The 20065-nt window shown below is 69.5% G+C and carries 19 protein-coding genes; 12 read left to right on the top strand and 7 right to left on the bottom strand.

Annotated elements, in window-relative coordinates; translation table 11 throughout:
* Positions 1–2337, bottom strand: a 2337-nt coding sequence (locus tag IH26_RS0108610; RefSeq protein ID WP_034214273.1) for a WD40/YVTN/BNR-like repeat-containing protein, incomplete at its 3' end; no start/stop codon positions are given.
* A 279-nt stretch (positions 2338–2616) separates the two neighbouring features.
* Between IH26_RS0108610 and IH26_RS0108605 the strand changes: the two genes are divergently transcribed.
* The 4 genes from IH26_RS0108605 to IH26_RS0108590 all read left to right on the top strand — a co-directional run bounded on the left by IH26_RS0108605 (position 2617) and on the right by IH26_RS0108590 (position 7634).
* Positions 2617–3981 carry a UDP-glucose dehydrogenase family protein gene (locus IH26_RS0108605; RefSeq protein ID WP_030435593.1) on the top strand — a complete coding sequence of 455 codons (1365 nt, stop codon included), beginning with the start codon at positions 2617–2619 and terminating at the stop codon, positions 3979–3981.
* A 292-nt stretch (positions 3982–4273) separates the two neighbouring features.
* Entirely contained in the window at positions 4274–5644 is a 1371-nt protein-coding gene (locus tag IH26_RS0108600; RefSeq protein ID WP_030435592.1) for an ABC transporter substrate-binding protein, read from the top strand.
* A 137-nt stretch (positions 5645–5781) separates the two neighbouring features.
* The gene (locus IH26_RS0108595) at positions 5782–6723 is read left to right on the top strand and encodes a carbohydrate ABC transporter permease (RefSeq protein WP_245665015.1); all 942 of its coding nucleotides are present in this window, start codon (positions 5782–5784) and stop codon (positions 6721–6723) included.
* A complete protein-coding gene (locus tag IH26_RS0108590) occupies positions 6720–7634 on the top strand; it encodes a carbohydrate ABC transporter permease (protein ID WP_030435590.1) in 915 nt (304 codons plus the stop codon). Before IH26_RS0108595 ends, IH26_RS0108590 begins: the two co-directional genes overlap by 4 nt.
* Before the next feature lie 19 nt (positions 7635–7653).
* Here IH26_RS0108590 and IH26_RS62035 read toward each other — a convergent pair whose 3' ends face one another.
* A complete protein-coding gene (locus tag IH26_RS62035) occupies positions 7654–8157 on the bottom strand; it encodes a YciI family protein (protein WP_034214038.1) in 504 nt (167 codons plus the stop codon).
* 33 nt (positions 8158–8190) lie between these two features.
* Here IH26_RS62035 and IH26_RS0108580 point away from each other — a divergent pair, with 33 nt between their 5' ends.
* Genes IH26_RS0108580 through larC form a run of 5 tightly spaced genes read left to right on the top strand, consistent with a single transcriptional unit; the run spans position 8191 to position 12785 of the window.
* Positions 8191–9174, top strand: a complete 984-nt coding sequence (locus IH26_RS0108580) for a glycoside hydrolase family 15 protein (RefSeq protein ID WP_084598722.1) — start codon at positions 8191–8193, stop codon at positions 9172–9174.
* A 9-nt stretch (positions 9175–9183) separates the two neighbouring features.
* A complete protein-coding gene (locus IH26_RS0108575; protein ID WP_030435587.1) occupies positions 9184–9999 on the top strand; it encodes a class I SAM-dependent methyltransferase in 816 nt (271 codons plus the stop codon).
* 58 nt (positions 10000–10057) lie between these two features.
* Positions 10058–10912, top strand: coding sequence for an ATP-dependent sacrificial sulfur transferase LarE (larE, locus tag IH26_RS0108570; RefSeq protein WP_030435586.1), 855 nt, complete (start codon positions 10058–10060; stop codon positions 10910–10912).
* Positions 10909–11619 carry a nickel pincer cofactor biosynthesis protein LarB gene (gene larB, locus IH26_RS0108565; RefSeq protein WP_245665013.1) on the top strand — a complete coding sequence of 237 codons (711 nt, stop codon included), beginning with the start codon at positions 10909–10911 and terminating at the stop codon, positions 11617–11619. The genes larE and larB overlap by 4 nt, the downstream gene beginning before the upstream one ends.
* The gene (gene larC, locus IH26_RS0108560; protein WP_030435584.1) at positions 11616–12785 is read left to right on the top strand and encodes a nickel pincer cofactor biosynthesis protein LarC; all 1170 of its coding nucleotides are present in this window, start codon (positions 11616–11618) and stop codon (positions 12783–12785) included. Before larB ends, larC begins: the two co-directional genes overlap by 4 nt.
* Here larC and IH26_RS0108555 read toward each other — a convergent pair.
* Complete coding sequence (locus tag IH26_RS0108555) at positions 12752–13234, bottom strand: MarR family winged helix-turn-helix transcriptional regulator (protein WP_051807753.1); 483 nt, start codon at positions 13232–13234, stop codon at positions 12752–12754. The genes larC and IH26_RS0108555 overlap by 34 nt on opposite strands.
* A 52-nt stretch (positions 13235–13286) precedes the next feature.
* On the opposite strand from IH26_RS0108555, the gene IH26_RS0108550 reads away from it, so the two are divergent.
* Positions 13287–13673 (top strand): VOC family protein, encoded by a 387-nt coding sequence (locus IH26_RS0108550; RefSeq protein WP_030435582.1) that lies wholly within the window; start codon positions 13287–13289, stop codon positions 13671–13673.
* Here IH26_RS0108550 and IH26_RS0108545 read toward each other — a convergent pair.
* The 3 genes from IH26_RS0108545 to IH26_RS0108535 form a co-directional block, all read right to left on the bottom strand.
* Positions 13651–14235: an MOSC domain-containing protein gene (locus IH26_RS0108545; RefSeq protein ID WP_030435581.1), complete on the bottom strand. Its 585-nt coding sequence runs from the start codon at positions 14233–14235 to the stop codon at positions 13651–13653. The two genes, IH26_RS0108550 and IH26_RS0108545, sit on opposite strands and share 23 nt — an antisense overlap.
* A gap of 178 nt (positions 14236–14413) precedes the next feature.
* Positions 14414–14977 (bottom strand): YbhB/YbcL family Raf kinase inhibitor-like protein, encoded by a 564-nt coding sequence (locus tag IH26_RS0108540; protein ID WP_030435580.1) that lies wholly within the window; start codon positions 14975–14977, stop codon positions 14414–14416.
* Positions 14978–14994: 17 nt separating this feature from the next.
* Complete coding sequence (locus tag IH26_RS0108535) at positions 14995–16410, bottom strand: MFS transporter (protein WP_084598721.1); 1416 nt, start codon at positions 16408–16410, stop codon at positions 14995–14997.
* Positions 16411–16482: 72 nt separating this feature from the next.
* Between IH26_RS0108535 and IH26_RS0108530 the strand changes: the two genes are divergently transcribed.
* Positions 16483–16938: a MarR family winged helix-turn-helix transcriptional regulator gene (locus IH26_RS0108530; protein WP_063763661.1), complete on the top strand. Its 456-nt coding sequence runs from the start codon at positions 16483–16485 to the stop codon at positions 16936–16938.
* A gap of 241 nt (positions 16939–17179) precedes the next feature.
* Here the strand turns inward: IH26_RS0108530 and uxaC are convergent, their stop codons facing one another.
* Positions 17180–18571: a glucuronate isomerase gene (gene uxaC / locus IH26_RS0108525; protein WP_030435577.1), complete on the bottom strand. Its 1392-nt coding sequence runs from the start codon at positions 18569–18571 to the stop codon at positions 17180–17182.
* 163 nt (positions 18572–18734) lie between these two features.
* On the opposite strand from uxaC, the gene IH26_RS0108520 reads away from it, so the two are divergent.
* Positions 18735–20063 carry an extracellular solute-binding protein gene (locus tag IH26_RS0108520; protein WP_030435576.1) on the top strand — a complete coding sequence of 443 codons (1329 nt, stop codon included), beginning with the start codon at positions 18735–18737 and terminating at the stop codon, positions 20061–20063.
* The last annotated feature ends 2 nt before the right edge of the window (positions 20064–20065 follow it).

The following is a 20065-nucleotide window of genomic DNA, read 5'->3' as shown; positions in this document are numbered from 1 at the left end:
GGTGGGGGTCGTCGTCGGCGGGGTGGTGGGGGTGGTCGTCGGCGGCGTGGTGGGGCTCGTCGTCGGCGGCGTGGTGGGAGTTGTCGTCGGCGGGGTGGTCGCGGTGGCGTTGCGATCGGCGTAGAAGATGCCGCGGCCGTTGGTGCCGAGGTAGACCCGGCCGAAGACGCGCGGGTCGGCGGCCAGGGCGTCGCCGGCGTTGCCGTACTGGTGGGCGTCGTCGTTGATCCGGACCCAGGAGGTGCCGTTGTCGTCGGAGCGGAAGACCCCGGCCACGCCGTCGACGGTGCCGACCAGGAAGACGGCCAGGTGCGACTGCCCGGGCGCGGCCTTGCCGAACGCCACGTTGATCCCGGAGGTCACCGAGGAGACCTTGGTGAACGTGGCGCCGGCGTCGGTCGAGCGCAGCAGCCCGGTCGACCCGGCGAACCAGACTTCGCCCTCGGTTCCCGGCACCGCATGGAAGTGCAGGCGGCCGGAGGAGGGCAGGGCGGCCGACGACGCGGTGAACGTGGCGCCGCCGTCCTTGCTGGTGTAGAACTTGCCCGCGGCGTACGCGTAGAAGGTCCTGGGGTTGACCCGGTCCGATTCGACGATCGCTCCCGCGGGAACTCCGGCCGACGCGGTCCACGAACTGCCGCGCGTGGTGCTGTAGTAGACCCCGGTGCCCTGCGGCGACCAGACCATGTATCCGGCGTCCGCGCCGACCGCGATGGTGCCGCCGCCGGTCACCCCGGCCGGTTCCTGGCCCTGGTACCAGTTCTTGCCGCCGTCGGCGGAGATGCCGATGTGCGGGGCCGCGTCGGCGTTCCCGACCCGCGCGAACACCGTGGGCGTTAGTTCGGCGAAGTCGAGGCTGGTGTTGCTGCCCAGGCTCGGGCTGTTGTGGAAGCTGGGCTGCACCGCGTCGAGCGACGCGTGGTAGAAGCCGCCGATGTCGCCGAGCGCGCTGACCAGCGGCGCGCCGGAGGGCGGGCTGGCCAGGTCGAGGACGGCGGTCTCCTCGATGCCCTTGGCCATCGGTTTGATGGTGAAGGTGGTGTTCTTGTCCCAGTTCGTCAGCTGGGTCGTGCCGTAGAGCGTGGCGCCGGTGCCGTACATCATCCGGTCGGAGTTGAACGGATCGATGGCGAGCGTCTCGTTCATCCAGCCGAGCTTCGGGGTGGACTCGGGCGGCTGCGGGTTGTTGTTGAAGGTCAGCCAGGGGTCGGCGGAGATGTCCATGGTGTACCGCTTGGACATGCTCGGGTAGCTCGTCCAGTCCCAGATCCGGGTCCAGGTCGCGCCGTTGTCGGTGCTGCGGAAGAAGATCGCGTCCGGCCACCAGGAGATCTGGGTGGCGACCATCAGCGTTCCGGGGTGCTGCGTGTCGACGGTGAGCCCGGAGTAGCCGTAGTACCGGTCGGCGACCGCGGTCGGGCTGATGTCGGTCCAGGTCCCGGCGGTGATGTCGTAGCGCCAGACCTCGCCGGCCCCGCCGTCGTACGGCCCGCCGGTGTCGCTGGTCGCGATGAACAGGTAGTTGCCCTGCACCACGCCCTTGTGGGCGAGATACCCGGTGGGCTCGCCGGCGATCCTGCTCCACGTCGAGCCGTTGTCGTTGGACATGTAGACCGGGTTGGACTTGTCCGCGACGCCCACGAAGATCTGGTTGGCGGCGCCGAACGTGACCCAGCTCAGGCCCTGGTTCTGGTTGAGGTAGTTGTTGGTGTCGGTCGGGTCCTGCACGTAGTTGCCGGCGTTCGGGAAGCTGGTGACCTTGCTGAAGGTCACGCCGTAGTCGGAGCTCTTGTAGAGCCCGTTGCCGCCCTCGGCGGCGAACCAGACGTTCTTGTCGTTGTGCGGGTCGACGGCGAGGCGCTCGCCGACGCCCCGGCCGGGCATGTTCCCGCCGTTCTTGAACGGCAGCGTGGTGACCTGCCAGGTGGTGCCCTTGTCCGAGGAGCGCAGGATCGCGCCGTTGTTCGGGTCCCAGTCATTGGTGTACATGCCGACCGCGGCGTACACCCGCTTGGTGTCGACCGGGTCGGGGGCGATGGACAGCACCCCGTTGTAGCCGAAGTTGTCCTGACCGACCCAGTCGAGCAGCGGGGTCCAGCTCTGGTCGGTCTCGTTCCACCGGTACGCCCCGCCGATGTCGGTGCGGGCGTAGATGAGGTTCTTCTCGCCCGGGTTGAAGACGATGGCCGGGACGAAGCCACCGCCGTCGATCCGGACGTTCTTCCAGGTGTACGGGTCGGCCGCGGCCGCCGACGCCGTGGTCGCGGGCGCCAGCGCGTACGCCACCGCCCCGGCCAACAGGGCGGTGACCGCCGCCCCGATCGCTGTCCTTCTCATCCGGCACCTTTCATAGACAGGCGTTCACATGGGAGCGCTCCCAGAAGCGTCGGCCCCGCGTCATCGCCCTGTCAAGAGCCAGAAACCCCAAGTTGACAATCGCGCGATTTTTAAGGCGACCATTAAGAATTGGCGCCACTCAATTGCTTAAAAACGTTCAGCAACGCGCCGATATGGCGCGAACACCTTCCGTCAACCGAGCGGACGTTTAGCCCAGGAGGTAATGTTTCGACTCTGTGTATAGTCTGGCGTTGTCCACGGCCGGATGAGGAGCGGTTCATGAGGGTTTGCGTTGTCGGCACGGGCTATGTCGGTCTCACGACCGGGGTCAGCCTGGCGTTCCTCGGGCATCAGGTGACCTGCGTCGACCTGGACCGGAACAAGGTCGACATGCTCACGGCCGGCAAGTGCCCGATCTACGAGCCGGGCATGGAGGACCTTCTCGCCGAGGCCGCCGCCAACCTGACCTTCACCACCAGCTACGCCGAGGCGGTGCCCGGCGCCGACGTGGTGTTCGTCGCCGTGCAGACCCCCTCGGCCGAGGACGGCAGCCCCGACCTGCGCTACCTGCGCTCGGCCGCGGAGAGCGTGGCCCGCAACCTCGACCACACCTTCACCGTGGTGGTGAACAAGTCGACGGTCCCGATCGGCAGCGGCAACTGGGTGGACGCGATTCTCCGCGAGTCCTTCGCCGACCGCGCCGACCGCCCGGCCGGCTGCGAATTCTCGGTCGCGTCGAATCCGGAGTTCCTGCGCGAGGGCAACGCGATCCACGACACCCTCTACCCGGACCGCATCGTCATCGGCTCGGACAATCCGCGCAGCCTCGAGGTGCTCAACCACCTCTACCGGCCGATCATCAACCAGACGTTCACGGCGCCCAGCTTCCTGCCCCGCCCGGACGACACCGGCGCGGTCCCGCTGGTCTCCACCGACCTGGCCTCGGCCGAGCTGATCAAGTATGCGGCCAACGCGTTCCTGGCCCTGAAGATCAGCTTTGTGAACGAGATCGGCCAGCTGGCCGGCAAGGTCGGCGCGGACATCACCGAGGTGGCCCGCGGCATCGGCCTCGACCAGCGGATCGGCTCCCGCTTCCTCGAGCCCGGCGTGGGCTGGGGTGGCTCCTGCTTCGGCAAGGACACCAAGGCACTGATCGCGACCGCCGGCGAGTACAAGCTCGAGATGCCGATCGTGAAGGCGGCCCGCGAGGTCAACGACCGGCAGCGCGCCGCGGCCGTGGAGCGGCTGCAGGACGAGCTGCGCATCCTCAAGGGCCGCAAGATTGGCCTGCTCGGCATCGCGTTCAAGCCGAACACCGACGACCTGCGCGACTCCCCCGCGGTCGACATCGCCCAGATGCTGCTGGCCCGGGGCGCCCGGGTGCGGCTGCACGACCCGGTGGCCGCCGAGCGGTTCCGCCGGGAGCAACCCGAGCTCGCACCGTACCTCTGCGAGACGCTCGACGGGCTCTTCGACGACTGCGACGCGGTGGTGCTGGTCACCAAGTGGGCGCAGTACCTCGAGCTGGACTGGGGCAAGTTCGTCGGATTGATGCGTACGCCGATCCTGCTGGACGGCCGGCACGTGCTGGACAGCGAGCGGATGGGGCGCCTCGGCTACAAATATCTGGCGGTCTCGGGCTGAGTTCCCGATAAGCCCGATTTGGGCAGGACACCGGCCGTCCCACCGGATATCCCAGATATCCGAGCGGGGCGGCCGCTTCGCGTCTAGGGTCTCCTTGGGGCCAATGCGCGCCTGACCTGCGATTCTCCTTAACCGGTTAAGGGCCCCGGGTCACCGCTGCCGTATCGTTACCGAGTCGATCAAGCGGAAATCATTGCGCAACGTGCCGGTCACCACTTGACTGTGAGCCAAGTAGCGCTTCGGACGGCGACGTCTTCGGATGTCGGAGGCGCGATTTGACATAGGGAGCGGTATGTTCGGACAACCCACGAGCCCGCGTTCGCGGGTCGTGCTGGCCAGCACGCTGAGCGCCGGGCTGATCTTCAGCGTGGCAGCCTGCGGCGGCAGCAAGGATTCCGGAAGCAGCGGGTCATCCGGCGCGTCGGCGTCAGCGATCGACTGCGCGCCATACACCAAATTCGGTGATCTCAAGGGCAAGACGGTTTCCATTTACACCGGTATCGTCACCCCGGAGGACACCCCGCACATCAACTCGTACAAGCCATTCGAGCAGTGCACCGGCGTCACGGTCAAGTACGACGGCGACAAGTCCTTCGAGACCCAGATCCTGGTCCGCGCGAAGGCGGGCAACCCGCCCGACCTCGCCATCGTGCCGCAGCCCGGTCTGCTCAAGCAGCTCGTGGCCACCGGCAAGGCGGTCGCCGCGCCGCCCGAGACCGAGGCGAACGTCGACAAGTTCTGGAGCAAGGACTGGAAGGCGTACGGCACGGTCGACGGCAAGTTCTACGCCGCGCCGCTGGGCGCGAGCGTGAAGTCGCTGGTGTGGTATTCGCCGGCCGACTTCAAGGAGGGCAACTACCAGATCCCGACCACGCTCGACGAGCTGAAGGCGCTCAGCGACAAGATGGTCGCCGACAAGAAGATGCCGTGGTGCGCCGGCATCGCCTCCGGTGACGCCACCGGCTGGCCGGTCACCGACTGGATGGAGGACTTCATGCTCCGGCTCTACGGGCCGGAGACGTACGACAAGTGGGTCAACCACCAGATCCCGTTCAACGGCCCCGAGTCGACGGCGGCCCTGGACGCGGTCGGCGCATACCTGAAGAATCCCGCCTACGTCAACGGCGGCCTCGGCGACGTCAAGAGCATCGCGTCGACCACCTTCCAGGACGGCGGCCTGCCGATCCTCGACGGCACCTGCATGATGCACCGCCAGGCCAGCTTCTACGCGGCGAACTGGCCGAAGGACAAGAAGGTGGCCCAGGACGGCGACGTCTTCGCGTTCTACCTGCCGGGCAAGGACGCCTCCACCAAGCCGGTGCTCGGCGGTGGCGAGTTCGTGCTCTCCTTCGCCGACCGGCCCGAGGTCAAGGCGTTCCAGACCTACCTGTCCTCGGACACCTGGGCCAACATCAAGGCCAAGCAGGGCAGCGGCTGGGTGAGCGCCAACAAGGGTCTCGACCAGGCCAACCTGACCAGCCCGATCGACAAGCTCGCGGCGTCGATCCTGTCCGACCCGAAGGCGACGTTCCGCTTCGACGGCTCGGACCAGATGCCCGCCGCGGTCGGCTCGGACTCGTTCTGGAAGCAGGCGACCGCCTGGATCACCGGGCAGGACACCAAGACGACGGTCGACAACATCGAAAAGTCTTGGCCGAAGTGATCTGATAGCTCCACCAGGGGCCGGCCGGGAGGGCACCGTTCTCCCGGCCGGCCTTCGCCTCTTCACCTCTCCAGCACGAAGGAGGTACGGGTCGCGTGTTCAACACCGCCTCCACCACCCCGGAAAAACTCTTACAAATGGTCGCGGCCCTTCTGCTGTTCGCCGCGGTCATGGGGGTCATCCTGTTCTTCGCCGGCCGGCTCGGCGGCAAGCGGCACGAGAAGTGGGTCGGGTACCTGTACCTGCTGCCCGTCGTGCTGATGCTCACGTTCGGCCTGGTCTACCCCGGCCTCCGGACGATCTATGAATCGTTCTTCGACGCCGCCGGCAAGGCGTTCGTCGGGATCGACAACTACAAGACCATCTTCACCGACGACGATCAGCTCACCGTTCTGCGCAACACGGTGCTCTGGGTGGTCATCACGCCGTTCCTGGCGACCGGCATCGGCCTTCTCTACGCCATTCTGGTGGACAAGTCCCGATTCGAGTCGTTCGCGAAGGCACTCATCTTCCTGCCGATGTCCATTTCGTTCGTGGCGGCGTCGGTGATCTGGAAGTTCATGTACGAGTACCGCCCCGACCAGGCGAACGTGAAGCAGATCGGCCTGATCAACCAGGTCATCGTGTGGCTCGGCGGCAAGCCGGTCCAGCTGCTCATCGAGTCGCCGCTGAACACATTCCTGCTGATCATCGTGATGATCTGGATCCAGGCCGGCTTCGCCATGACCGTGCTGTCCGCGGCGATCAAGGCGATCCCGGACGACATCGTCGAGGCCGCCCGGCTCGACGGCGTCAACGCCTGGACGATGTTCCGGAACATCACGGTGCCCAGCGTCCGGCCGACCATCGTGGTGGTGCTGACCACCATCGGCATCGGCACGCTGAAGGTCTTCGACGTCGTCCGCACGATGACCGGCGGCAACTTCAAGACCAGCGTGGTGGCGAACGAGTTCTACAGCCAGACGTTCCGGGCCGACAACCAGGGGCTCGGCGCCGCTCTCGCGGTACTGCTGTTCATCCTGGTCATCCCGGTCGTCGCGTACAACATCCGGCAGGTTCGCCGATCGGAGGCACGATGACCGCCGTTACTCCGCTGGCGACGGAATCCGACCTGATCCCCACCAGGCCCAGCGCCGCCGCCGTCGCCAAGAAGCGGCTCAGCTCGCCGTGGGCGTCGCTGGCCGCGATCGTCATCGCGGTGCTCTGGACCATCCCGACGTTCGGCCTGCTGGTGTCGTCGTTCCGCCCGGAGACGAAGATCAAGCGCACCGGCTGGTGGACGTTCTTCGCCGACCCGCAGCTGACCCTGGACAACTACCGGTCCGTGTTCGGCGAGGACGGCGGCGTCAACATGGCCGACTTCTTCGTCAACTCGCTGGTCATCTGCATCCCGGCGGTGCTCATCCCGCTGGCGCTGGCGTCGCTGGCCGCGTACGCCTTCGCCTGGATCAACTTCCCCGGGAAGAACTTCCTGTTCATCACGATCTTCGCGTTGCAGATCGTCCCATTGCAGATCACGCTGATCCCGGTGCTCGAGATCTTCGTGCACATGCACATCACCGGCACGTTCTGGACCCTGTGGCTGGCCCACTCGACGTTCGCGCTGCCGCTGGCCATCTACCTCCTGCACAACTTCATGCGCGAGGTGCCGGCCGGCCTGATCGAGGCCGCCCGGGTGGACGGCGCCGGCCACGTGTCGATCTTCTTCAAGGTGATGCTGCCGCTGCTCACCCCGGCGCTGGCGGCGTTCGGCATCTTCCAGTTCCTCTGGGTGTGGAACGACCTGCTGGTCGCCCTGGTGTTCGCGGGCGGCGGCAACGAGGTCGCCCCGATCACCCTGGCCCTGGCCAACCTGAGCGGCACCCGGGGCACGGCCTGGCAACTGCTGTCGGCCGGGGCGTTCGTCTCCATCCTGGTGCCGGTCGTGGTGTTCGTGCTGCTCCAGCGCTACTTCGTCCGCGGGCTGCTGGCCGGCTCGGTCAAGGGGTGACCGTCACGCGGGGCCGCACTCAGCTTGCCGGGCGCGGCCCCGCGAACAGGTTGGCCCACGCGCGGACGCGGTGGTCGACCACGGTCCCGTTCCGAACGAACGGGTCGCCGGCCACGAAGCGATCGGCGGCCTCCCGGCTGCGGCAGACGGCCATCGTCCGCAGGTAGCCGTCCTGGGCGTCGGGCTCCAGGAAGGCACCGGCCATCAGCACCTCCCCCGCACGATGCAGATCCGTCGTCAGCCTGACGTGCTCGGCCAGGGGCTCCGCGGCTTTGGCCTGCGCCTCCGCCAGCGAGGTGAAGGGCACGGTCATCTCGACCACGTAATAGACGGGCTCGGAGCCCGCATCGAATGGCGTCATCACGTCATTCTGCCGGACCTGTCCGAGCGACCAGGCCGCCGAGGATGAGGGCCAGACCCGCCTCGAACGCGGATTCGTGATCGATGGGTGGCACGTCCCGATCGCCCGCATGCGCTTGATCGTCCGGCTGCGCTTGATCGTCCGCCTGTTCTTCGAGAACACAGCCGACCGTGAAACGGCTCGCGGCAATCGCTCATGTATTCGGGCTTTCAGAGCGAGGCGATCGCCTGGCGCAAATGGCTGCTGCGGGCGATCGCCGGCAACCCCGCCGAACTGCAGATCATGTACGGCGTGGCTGGCGAGCGCCGCCTGGGCGAGTACGTCGCCGACTGGCTGACCGGCTACGACGGCAATCCGGTGCGGATCGGCAACGCCGCCGCCGAGCAGTTCCAGCTGGACGTCTACGGCGAGGTGATGGATGCCCTGCATCAGGGCCGGCGCGCCGGGCTGAAGGCCGGCGCGCCGGCCTGGGGCCTGCAGGTGAAGCTCATGGAGTTCGTCGAGCGGCACTGGCGGGACCCGGACGAGGGCATCTGGGAGGTGCGCGGCGGCCCGAAGCAGTTCGTCCACTCCAAGCTGATGGCCTGGGTGGCCGCCGACCGCGCGGTCAAGGCGGTCGACGAGTTCGGCTTCGACGGCCCGGCCGGGCGCTGGACCCGGTTGCGCGACGAGATCCGGGCCGAGATCCTGGAGAAGGGCCATGACCGGGACCGCCGTACGTTCACCCAGTTCTACGGCTCCACCGAGCTGGACGCGGCCATGCTGATGGCCCCGCTGGTCGGCTTCCTGCCGGGCGACGACGAGCGGGTGGTGGGCACGGTCGCCGCGATCGAGAAGCACCTGATGGCCGACGGCTTCGTGCGGCGCTACACCCAGCACCCCGGCACCGATGTCGACGGCCTGCCGCCGGGTGAGGGCGCCTTCCTGGCCTGCACGTTCTGGCTGGCCGCCAACTACGCGCTGATGGGGCGGCACGAGGACGCCCGGGAGACGTTCGCCCGGCTGCTCGCCCTGCGCAACGACGTGGGCCTGCTGTCCGAGGAGTACGACACCGCGGAGTGCCGCCTGGTCGGCAACTTTCCGCAGGCGTTCAGCCACGTGCCGCTGATCGACACCGCCCGGACGCTCGGCGCGGCGCTCGCCCCCACCGAGGCCCGGGCCCGCGAGGGGCTCCGGTAGCGTGGGCGGGTGAGCTGGTCGTGGAAGTGGGACGAGACCCTCTACGCCGGCAGCGCGCCGCACTACGTGGCCGGCCGGGTGCCCTATCCGCCGGCGCTGGCCGGCGCGGTCCGGGACGAGCTCGGCCTCGACGGCGGCGGGCGGCTGCTCGACGTCGGGTGCGGGCCCGGCTCGCTGACCACGGTGCTCGCGCCGCTCTTCGCCGGGGCCGTCGGTGTCGATGCCGACCCGGGGATGATCGAGGTGGCCCGTGCGCGCGCCCCGGAGATCGAGTGGCGGTGCCTGCGCGCCGAGGAGTTGCCGGCCGACCTGGGTAGGTTCCGGGTGCTGACCTTCGCGCAGTCCTTCCACTGGATGGACCAGCACGCGGTGGCCCGCGCCGGCCGCGGCATGCTCGAGCCGGGCGGGGCGTGGGTGCACATCGGGGCGGGCACCCACCAGGGCGTACCGCCGACCGGTCCGCTGCCCTTTCCCCGGCCGCCGTGGGAGGAGATCGGCGCGCTCGTCCGGGCGTATCTCGGGCCCGAGCGGCGGGCCGGGCGCGGCACCCTGCCGGACGAGGGACGCTCCGGCGAGGAGGACGTCATGCGGGCCGAGGGCTGGGCCGGGCCGCGTCGCCGGTTCGTCCCGATGGGTGTGGTCGAGCGTACGGCCGATGAGGTTGTCTCCTCGGTCTACTCGCTCTCCGGATCCACGCCGCACCTGCTCGGGGCGCGCCTCGAGGAATTCGACGCCGACCTGCGCAAGGTGCTGCGGGCGGCCGCGCCGGCGGGGCGGTTCGCCGAGCAGCTGGGCGACGTCGAGATCGTGGTGTGGCGGCCGTGAGCGCAACTTGTGGCAACCGCTTGCCGATCACCGGGGCTTCCGGCGTGCAATGGCCGTCATGAGCGACTCCGATCTCGCCACTGCCGAAGCCGACGAGGCCGTCGCCGCCGTGGCGCGGCAGCTTTCCGGGGTGCGGCGCCTGGGGGTGGCGTTCTCCGGCGGCGTCGATTCGTCGGTGCTGCTGGCGCTGGCGGCCCGGGCGCTCGGCCCCGGCCGGGTCGTCGCTCTCCTGGGTGTCTCCCCCAGCCTGGCCGCCGACGAGCGCACCGCCGCCCACGCGGTGGCCGACCAGATCGGCGTGCCCCTGATCGAGGTGGCGACGCACGAGGGTGACCGCCCGGAGTATCGCGCGAACGGCCCGGACCGCTGCTTCCACTGCAAGGACGAGCTGTTCACCCGGATCGACGCGTCCGTCGTGGCCGAGCACGGACTGGACGCGATAGCTTACGGCGAAAATGCCGATGACGTACGCCGGGACGACCGCCCGGGCTCGCGGGCGGCCACCGCGCACGGGGTGCTGACTCCGCTGGCCACGGCCGGGCTGACCAAGGCGGACGTGCGCCGGATCGCCCGCTCGTTCGCCCTGTCCAGCGCCGACAAGCCGGCCGCGCCCTGCCTGGCCTCCCGCATCCCGCATTTCTCGGCGGTGCTCCCCCGCAAGCTGAGCCAGATCGAGCAGGCCGAGGCCGCGCTCCGCCGCCTGGGCTTCGCCGATCTGCGGGTACGCCACCACGGCGACGTGGCCCGGGTGGAACTGCCGCCGGACGACCTGCCCCGGGCCGCCGCCGAGCCGCTGCGCTCCCGGATCCACGAGGCGGTCACGGCCGCCGGTTTCCGCTATGTGACCCTCGATCTGGCCGGCATCCAATCGGGAGCCTTCACCCAAGCGGCGATTGGCGAGGCTGCAGAGTGACCGACATTTCCGATATTTCGTCCTTTGCGGACCTTGATGTGGATCGGGCGCGGCGGCGCGGCTATCCCGAGGCCGTCTACTGCGCCGGCAAGACCCCTTCGCAGGTCGCCGGCATCGCGGCCGCGGTGCGCTCGCGGCCCGACATGGTCACCCTCTTCACCCGGGCCACCCCGGCCCACGCCGTCGCGATTCTCGACGTCCTGCCCGATGCCTTCCACGACCCGTCGGCGGGCCTGCTCGCCTGGCCGCCCGTTTCGCCGGCGCCGAGCGGCGGGCCGGTCGTGGTCCTGGCCGCCGGCACCTCGGACCTGCCGGTCGCCCGGGAGGCCCTGCTGACCACCCGCTACCTGGGCCGAGCCGCGGACTTGGTGGTCGACGTGGGCGTGGCCGGGCTCCATCGCGTGCTCTCCCACCTGGACCTGTTGCGCCGGGCGCGAGCGGTCGTGGTGGTGGCCGGGATGGACGGCGCCCTCCCCGGCGTGGTGGCCGGCCTGATCTCCGCGCCGGTGATCGCCGTCCCGACGTCGGTGGGGTACGGCGCCGCCTTCGAGGGGCTGGCCGCCCTGTTGACGATGCTCAACGCCTGCGCCCCGGGCGTGGCCGTGGTGAACATCGACAACGGCTACGGCGCGGGCCACCTGGCGGCCCAGATCGCCGCCCCGTCCGCCATCTCCGAGATCTCCCCCGAAGGGCGGCGGGGAGCGTGAGCGAGGGCCGGCACGCATGGATCGACGCCTCGGCCGGGATCGCCGGGGACATGCTGCTCGGTGCCCTGCTCGATGCGGGGGCGAGCGAGCAGGCGGTGCGGGCGGCGATCGACGCGGTCGCCGGTGACGCCGTCCGGGTGCGTACCCATGAGGTGCGCCGCGCCGGGCTGCGGGCGCTCAAGGTGGACATCGACCTGCTCGACCCCGACCCGCCGGAACGCCACTGGCACGAGATCCGGGACCTGCTCACCGAGCCCACCGCCCGCGCGGTCTTCGGCCGGCTCGCCGAGGCCGAGGCCCGTGTGCACGGCATCACCCCCGACGAGGTGCACTTCCACGAGGTGGGCGCCCTCGACGCGATCGCCGACGTGGTCGGCTGCTGCGCCGCCCTGGCCGACCTGGGCATCACCGCCGTCTCGGCGAGCCCGGTGGCGCTCGGAGCCGGCACGGTCCGGGCCGGCCACGGCCGTCTCCCGGTACCCGCTCCCGCGGTGGCCGAGCTGTCCCGAGGCTGGCAGGTGGCTGCCGGCGGCGACGGCGAGCTCGCCACCCCGACCGGCATGGCGCTGCTCCGTACGTTCGCTCAGGTATGCGAGCCGCTCCCCGCGATGCGACTCGAGTCGGTGGGTGCCGGCGCGGGCAGCCGCGACCCCGCCGGCCGGGCGAACATCGTCCGGGTGCTCGTCGGCGCGAAGACCCCGGGCCCCGGCGAAGCCCTGATCCTGCTCGAGGCCAACGTGGACGATCTCGATCCCCGGCTCTGGCCCGGCGTCCTGAGCGGCCTCCTCGACCTGGGCGCCGCCGACGCCTGGCTCACCCCGATCCTGATGAAGAAGGGCCGCCCCGCCCACACGCTGAGCGTCCTCTGCCGGGCGGACCTCGCCGCGGCCGCCCGCGACCGGATCTTCCGGGACACCAGCACCCTCGGCATCCGGCACAGCGAGCGCGGCCGGGTCGCCCTGGATCGCGAGTTCGTCGAGGTATCCGTCGGCGAAGGCCGCGTACGCGTGAAGGTCGGTTCTCGCGACGGAGTCGTGGTGCAGGTGATGCCCGAGTTCGAGGACGTCGCCGCGCTGGCCCGCGAGCAGGGCCGCCCGGAGCGCGTCGTCCTCCACGAGGCCCTGGCCGCCGCCTACGACGCGGCGAGCCGCTCGCCGATGATCTGAGCCGCGCGTTCCAGCGTCGCCAGGTCGGCCGCGGGCAGCCCGTCGAGCAGCTGGGCCACCGCTCGTACGCGCTCGGCCCGCCCACGCTCCAGCACATCGCGCCCCGCGTCGGTGGCGTCCACCAGCACCACCCGCCGGTCGCTCGAGGACGGCCGGCGCGCGGCCAGCCCGGCCGACTCCAGCGCCGAGACCAGCTTCGTGATCGCCGGCGGGGTGACCCGCTCGCGCTCGGCGAGCTGGCTCATCGTCTGCGCGCCGCCGAACACGAGGACCGACAGCAGGGAGGCGCGCGGCCCATCGAGGTCCATCCCCCGGTCGGCGGCCGCGGCCCGGCGCAGCAACCGTACCGCCGCCGAATGCAGCACGTTCGCGGCGCGATGCCGGTCGTCGGCGGGCAGCCCCGCCGGCGGCTGCGGCAGCTGCGGGGATTGACGCTTGCGACCAGCCATCACTAACCTTCACCTAGGTGAACAATAAACCGCGGTGAAGTATAGGAGAGCCATGGCACTCGGGCCAGTCACCCAGATCCACGTCAGCATCACGGACCTCGACCGGTCGGTCGCCTTCTACCGCGACGTGCTCGGCATTCCCTTGTTGTTCGTCGTGCCCGGCCAGCCGATGGCCTTCTTCGCCAGCGGCGACGTGCGGCTCTACCTCGGGGTGCCGGAGCCGCCGGAGTTCGCCAGCAAGGTCACGCTGTACTTCGCCGTGGACGACATCCACGCGGAACAGCTCCGGCTGGCCGACGCGGGCGTCGAATTCGTCGACAAGCCGCACGTGGTCCACCGGACCGAGGACCACGAACTGTGGATGACCTTCTTCCGCGATCCGGACGGCCACCACCTGGCGCTGACCCAGGAACGCCCTACGGCGTCGACCGGAGCGTGACCCGTACGGCGTCGCCCGTTGCGATCGGCGCGCCGACGATCACGCGGGCGTTGAGGCCGCGCAGGCGGAGTCGCTGGCCCTCCTCGGTCCAGACGATTTTGTGCGCGTCGCGGCCGAACCGGGCGGCGAACTTGGCGCAGCCGTTGTGCGGGGGCTCGGTCACCTCGATCACGGCCCGGTCGCCGATCGCCAGGCGGGAGCCGGTCGGCAGGGCGTCGACGCTCAGGTCGAGGTCGACGTAGAGCTGGTCGCCGGCGAGGGCCCAGGCGTCCCGGTCGGGGCCCGCGATCAGCTCGATGAACCGGGAGTTGATGACGGTCAGCTGCCGTTCGGGGTTCGGCGACGGGTCGGTGCGGGAACCGGCCCGCCGGCTCCAGCCGTCGCCGATCAGCCCGGTCTCCAGGTCGAGCTCGGCGTGGGACAGCACCTCGCGGGCGTCGACCGCCGGCCGGCAGACGGCCAGCGCCAGAGCGCCCAGGTCCCGCGGGGACCGCCGCACGAGGGGCAGCCGCTCCCTGATCTCCTCCACCGAACGATGACGTACCGTGACGATGTTCTCCACAACCCGACTGTTCCCCGCACACCGCGGCGGGGTCCACCCAGTTCTCAGAACACGAGATTCCACGGAAGCATCCGTCGGTCACGGGGATCGCCAGGTGGCCCTGAAGTGTGGCCATCGGGCCGCCGGGCCACCTCCACGTAGAGCACGCCGTACAGGCCCGCCATCGCGGCCTTGGCGGCTACCGGATTTCGTAGGTGCCGTCGAGCCGGGCACGTCCGATGACGTGTCCGGTCATGGCGTGGAGGGCGTCGGTGAGGGCGAACTTCTCGGGTAACTCGGGTCGGTGGTCGAGGGCGAAGAGCTGGAAGACGTAGGAGTGCGGACCGTGCGAGGGGATGGGCATGGGGCCGGCCCAGCCGCGGTGGCCGAGGGCGCCTCTTCCGTGTTTGAGTCCGTCGATCGAGCCGGGCCGGGTGAGGCCGTTCTCGGGGATGCCGGGCAGGGCCGGGTCGATGCCGAGGGTGAGTGCGTGGGTGGCGGGTTTCCCGAACGGTACGTCGGGATCCTGCACGATGAGCACGAGTTCGGCGGTGCCGGCCGGTGGTGGTGTCCAGGCGAGGGCCGGTGAGATGTCGGCGCCGAAGAGCCGGCCGCGGTATCGCTCGGGGATTGCGGTGCCCTGGCCGAAGGCGGGGCTCGTGAGGGCGAAGTTTTCCGGGGCCCGCAGGTCGGGGTGGGCCCAGACGAGGGTGTGGTGTCCCGCGCGTCGATGGCGCAGCGCGCGGCCGAGGGGGTTGGGCATGGGGTCGGTTCCTCCTTCTACGGTCGGGTGGTGGGCCGGCCCGGGCCGCGGAGGGCCCGGTCGAGGACGGACAGTGCGACGGCGGCGATGCTGACGCCGGTCATGACGAGAGCGATCAAGTGGACGCCGCTGTCTTTCACGCTGGTGTGGAAGACGATGCCGGTGACGGCGGAGGAGGCGATGGAGCCGACGTAGCCGAAGGTGCGGAACAACCCGGAGGCGACACCCAGCTGCTCGGGTGGCGCTTGGGTGTAGAGGGCGATCTGGTTCCCGCTGGCGCCGGTGCCGAGCGCGACGCCGAAGAGCACGGTGATCAGCACGATCCAGACGACGGCGGCGTCCGAGGAGAGCAGCAGCACGCCGGCGGACCCGACCAGGCTGGCCGCAGCCGCGACGATGACCGGGCCGCGAACCAGGTTGCGCCGCGAGATCAGTGCGACGACGACACCGGAGACGGCGCTCGTCGGCAGCAGGAGCAGTCCTGTGCCGAGGGCGGACATCCCGCGTCCGGCCTGCAGCCATTGGGTGATGCCGTAAAGGACGAGGTACACGCACAGGGCGACGAGGGCGTATCGCAGGTACGTCCGGGTCAGCGCCCCGTTGCGGACCAGCAGCCGCATGTCGACGAACGGGTGCCCGGCGCGTAGCTCCCACCGGGTCAGGACGGTGAACAGCACCACGGCGGCGGCCAGCATGATCCAGTTCGGTTCCGGGATCGAGAACAGGAACGCCAGCAGGGCCGTCATCGCCAGGGCAAAGCCGATGATGCCGAGCAGATCGACGCGGGCGATGACCTCGCGGGCGTTTCCCGGCGCCCGCCGCGCGGCGTCGCGCGGAATCCAGATCAGCGCCGCGGCAAGAGCGACAAGGGCCACCGGCACGTTGACGAGGAACACCCACCGCCAGCCGGCCGCCTGGACCAGGACGCCGCCGATGGGCAGGCCCAGCGAGGCGGTGGCGACGCCGGCGATCTGCAGGCCGCCGAGCACACCGCCGGGTGGTTTCGCCATCCCGGCTGCCGTGGCGCGGCGCTGGATGAGCATCATCGCCGTCGGGTAGGCGCAGGAGCTGCCCAGGCCGATCACCACCCGGGCGGCCAGCAGCACGACGAGGTTCCGCGCCACCCCGCCAAGGACTCCGCCGAGCAGGACCAGCGCGATCCCGAGCAGGAAGACCCGGCGGGCACCGAAGACCTCGGCGGCCTTCCCCGCCGTGGGCTGGGCGATCGCGCTGGCCAGATACAGCGCGGTCACCAGGGACGTGGTCCGACCTACCGAGACGTGCAGGCCGGCCGCAATCGGTACGAGCGCGGTGGCGATCATGGAGCTGTTGATCGCGTTCAATGCGGATCCGACGAACAGCGGGGTGGTGAAGCGCCACGTGAACGGCTCTCTACCCACGCTCGCCCCGCCGACGGGGATACGTACTGTCATGGCGCTCCGATCGACGCGTTACCAGGGTGCTTAGGTATACTAAATATCTGTGTTTAGGTACACTAATGACCCATGGAGACGGGTGCAACCGGTGAAGGCTCGGGCGTCCTCGGCGAGACCGGGCTCGGCGGTCAAGTGCGATCAACGGTGGGGCGCCTCTACCGCCGGTTCCGCAGCGAACGCCCGGACGGCAGCCTCGGAGACACGGCGCTCGAAGTGCTCACCCGGCTGTACAAGAACGGCCCACAGACCCTGACCCAGCTCAGCGAACACGACCACGTCGCCCCCGCGTCCATGAGCCAGACCGTGAACCGGCTCACCTCGGCCGGCTACGCGGTCCGTACGGCCGATCCGAACGATGGCCGAAAGGTGCTGTTCAGCCCCACTCCCGAAGGAGCCGAACTCGCCCGCGCCGCTCGCATCCAGCGCAATGCCTGGCTGGACGCGCACCTGCAAGCACTCAGCCCCGAGGATCAGAACGCGATCGCCCGCGCCTGCGTGCTGCTCAGCAATATCGCCGACTCATAGGGCGTCGCTCCGGGCGTCAGCCGTGGTGGCGACGAGCGGCGTGGTTTTGCAGGGCGATCACCATTGCCTGCGCGTGGGCGGAGGGACGCGGCCGGGTCACGACCACCGTGGCGCGTCCGGGCCAGTGGCTGTCGGCGAAACGCCCTGATCCACGCTCTCGTCCGATTCGTCATGAATTGTGCAACGTGCGGTCCGGCCCGCTGCGTCGTACGCGCGTCAACGACGAAGCGGCCCCTGATGGTCATCCTGGAATCTTGAAGACCCGCCGGGGCTGGGTGACCACGAGATCCCGGATGGTCTCCGCGGCCTCCTCCTCGTCGAGACGGTGCTCGGCGACCAGGGTCGCCAGAAACCCCGCGTCCAATCGTCGCGACATATCATGCCGGGCCGGAATCGAGCAGAACGCCCGAGTGTCATCAATAAATCCGGACATCCGCGAAAAGCCCGAAATTTCGACAACTGACCGCTGATAGGCGCGTATTTCCGAGGGGTTGTCCAGGAACCACCAAGGCGCCCCGGCGTAGACCGAAGGATAGAACCCGGCAAGCGGCGCAATCTCCCGGCTGTAGACCGTGGCATCGACGGTGAAGAGTACGAGATGGAACCCGGGAACGGTCCCGAACCGCGCCAACAACGGCTGCAGCGCCCGCGTGAACTCCACCCCCACCGGAATGTCGTGCCCGGTATCCGGCCCGAAGGAATCGAACGTACCCGGATGATGATTGCGGTAGATCCCCGGATGCAGGGTCATCACCAGCCCGTCCTCGCACGACATCCGAGCCATCTCGAAAATCATGTGCCGCCGGAAGGCGGTCGCCTCGGCCGGCGTAACCTCCCCCGCCAGCGCCGCCCGATAAATCCGTGAAGCGTCCGGCACGGAGAGCGGCAAAGCCGAAGCGTCGGCATGCCCGTGATCGGCCGACACCGCCCCCTGCGACACGAAAAATCGCCTCCGCGCCTCCAAAGAGGTGATAAATCCGGCATAGTCCCCGAGGTCGCCGCCGAGCTCCTTCACATAGGTCGGCCAACCGGCCCGCCCCACCTCGAGGTACCGATCCGGCCGGAAGGTAGGCACGACCGGCAACGTCCCCCGCAGGGCCCGATGCGCCGACAGATCGTCCGCCGGGTCGTCCGTCGTCGCCAGAAAGGAGATCCCGAAGCGCGAGAACAGCGCCCGCGGCCGATGGCTAGGCTGCGCCAGTTGCCCGGAAATTTCGTCATAAAGCGCGTCGGCATTGGCCGCCGAAGGCCGCGAGGTCACCCCGAAAACCTCGGCGAACGAGGAGGACAGCCAATAACGCACCGGCGTCCCCCGCAACAGATCCCAATGCTCACACAGCAACCGCCACGCGGCCCGGGAGGCGGCCGGCGGCATCGGCCCCCGCCCCACCCCCAGCGACGCCAGCGGAACCCCCGCCGAGTGCAACAGCCGCGTCACATAGTGATCCGGCTGGAGGAACAACGACGCCGGATCCGCGAACGGCTGATCGTCGAGCAGCACCCGCGGGTCGACGTGCCCGTGCGGGCTCACGATCGGCAGGTCGCGGACGGTCTCGTAGAGGCGACGGGCGAGGGAGCGGACCCCCGGATCGGCCGGCAGCAGCCGATCGGGGTGCAGCGTCAGGGCGGCCATGCGCCCGAGCCTCGACGGCCGAAAACCCGCAAGGCAAGCGGTTGCCAGTTGTTGCCACGGCCGCGAGGCAACAATTGGCAACTCGTTGCCGAAACCGCCGGGCCGGATAAACAGTGATCCGGATCACTGGAAGAAACCGGGCACCGGCGAAGGAGACATAACGATGCGTACCCAGAAGATCATGGCCGTGGCCGGTGCGACGGTACTCGCCGCCGCACTGGCCGCGTGCGGCGGCGGGGACGGTGGCGGCAGCGGCGGGGGCGGCAAGACCCTCGACGTGCTGATCGGGGCGAACACGCAGTACCCCGAGCAGTTCGCCGCCTGGCAGAAGACGATCAGCGACAAGTTCAAGGCGCAGACCGGCGCGACGGTCAAGTTCGAGCAGTTCGCCACCGCCAACGACGAGCTGACCAAGATACAGACCTCGGTGGTGTCCGGGACCGGGCCGGACGTCTACGCGGTCGGCACCACCCAGACCCCGACCGCCTACTCGACCGGCGCCTTCGTGAAGATGAGCGCCGACGACTGGACGAAGATCGGCGGCAAGGACACGTTCAACCCGGCCACCCTCGGCATCTCCGGCCCGGACGACAACAACCAGGTCGGCATCCCCTGGGTCAGCCGCCCGTTCGTGATGGCCTACAACACCGACCTGCTCAAGGCGGCCGGCATCGACAAGCCGGCCACCACCTGGGACGAGCTGACCCAGCAGGCCAAGAAGCTGACCCACGGCGACCAGTACGGCATGGCGATCGCCTACAAGGACAACTACGACCCGTGGAAGTTCGTCTGGGGCATGTCGGTGCAGGCCGGCAACCCGCTGGTCGACGGCAAGACCGCCAAGCTGCAGGACCCGACCGTGTCGAAGGCGTACCAGACGTACTTCGGCTGGATGACCACCGACAAGGTGGTCGACCCGGCCGCGGTCGGCTGGACCAACCCGCAGGCCGTGGCGGCGTTCGCCAAGGGCAAGACCGGCTATCTCCTGCTGACCACGGCGACCTCGGCCAACTCCCTCAACCAGGGCGCGGTCAAGGGCAAGTGGGCGTACACGCTGTTGCCGACCGTCCCGCCCGGCGCGACCAGCCGGCCGGCCGGCGGCGTCGAGGCGGCCAGCATCCTCTCCGGCGACAACCTCCTGGTCGCCGACTACTCCAAGAACAAGGACCTGGCCTTCCAGTACGTCAAGCTGGTCACCGACCCGGACGTGCAGCTCGACTACTACAAGCAGTTCGGCAGCCTGCCGGCCAACGCCTCCGCGCTGCAGTCCCTCGCCTCCGACCCGACGCTGGCCGCGGTGACCGAGGCGGCGAAGAAGTCGGTGGCCACCCCGTTCACCGGCGCGTGGAGCGACATCCAGCTCGCGCTGACCAACGTGGCCGTGCAGTCGCTGCCCGACCTGGCCAAGGGCTCGCTCAGCCCGGCGCAGATCGACGCCCGGATCGCCACCGCGCAGAAGACCGCGCAGTCGTCCCTGGACCGGGCCAAGTAACC

This window comes from Actinoplanes subtropicus (assembly GCF_000721705.1).
GTDB classification, from domain to species: domain Bacteria; phylum Actinomycetota; class Actinomycetes; order Mycobacteriales; family Micromonosporaceae; genus Actinoplanes; species Actinoplanes subtropicus.
Note: the sequence above shows the minus strand (reverse complement) of the source record. Positions and strands in the feature narration are given on the sequence as shown.

Bases quoted from the DNA above. Each gene is read 5' to 3' on its own strand.
- uxaC (WP_030435577.1), bottom strand. From the start codon at position 18,571: ATGGCCGCCCTGACGCTGCACCCCGATCGGCTGCTGCCGGCCGATCCG.
- IH26_RS0108550 (WP_030435582.1), top strand. From the start codon at position 13,287: ATGGCACTCGGGCCAGTCACCCAGATCCACGTCAGCATCACGGACCTC.
- IH26_RS0108590 (WP_030435590.1), top strand. From the start codon at position 6,720: ATGACCGCCGTTACTCCGCTGGCGACGGAATCCGACCTGATCCCCACC.
- IH26_RS0108555 (WP_051807753.1), bottom strand. From the start codon at position 13,234: ATGGCTGGTCGCAAGCGTCAATCCCCGCAGCTGCCGCAGCCGCCGGCG.
- IH26_RS0108520 (WP_030435576.1), top strand. From the start codon at position 18,735: ATGCGTACCCAGAAGATCATGGCCGTGGCCGGTGCGACGGTACTCGCC.
- larE (WP_030435586.1), top strand. From the start codon at position 10,058: ATGAGCGACTCCGATCTCGCCACTGCCGAAGCCGACGAGGCCGTCGCC.
- IH26_RS0108600 (WP_030435592.1), top strand. From the start codon at position 4,274: ATGTTCGGACAACCCACGAGCCCGCGTTCGCGGGTCGTGCTGGCCAGC.
- IH26_RS0108605 (WP_030435593.1), top strand. From the start codon at position 2,617: ATGAGGGTTTGCGTTGTCGGCACGGGCTATGTCGGTCTCACGACCGGG.
- IH26_RS0108530 (WP_063763661.1), top strand. From the start codon at position 16,483: ATGGAGACGGGTGCAACCGGTGAAGGCTCGGGCGTCCTCGGCGAGACC.
- IH26_RS0108540 (WP_030435580.1), bottom strand. From the start codon at position 14,977: ATGCCCAACCCCCTCGGCCGCGCGCTGCGCCATCGACGCGCGGGACAC.
- IH26_RS0108535 (WP_084598721.1), bottom strand. From the start codon at position 16,410: ATGACAGTACGTATCCCCGTCGGCGGGGCGAGCGTGGGTAGAGAGCCG.
- IH26_RS0108595 (WP_245665015.1), top strand. From the start codon at position 5,782: ATGGTCGCGGCCCTTCTGCTGTTCGCCGCGGTCATGGGGGTCATCCTG.
- IH26_RS0108580 (WP_084598722.1), top strand. From the start codon at position 8,191: ATGTATTCGGGCTTTCAGAGCGAGGCGATCGCCTGGCGCAAATGGCTG.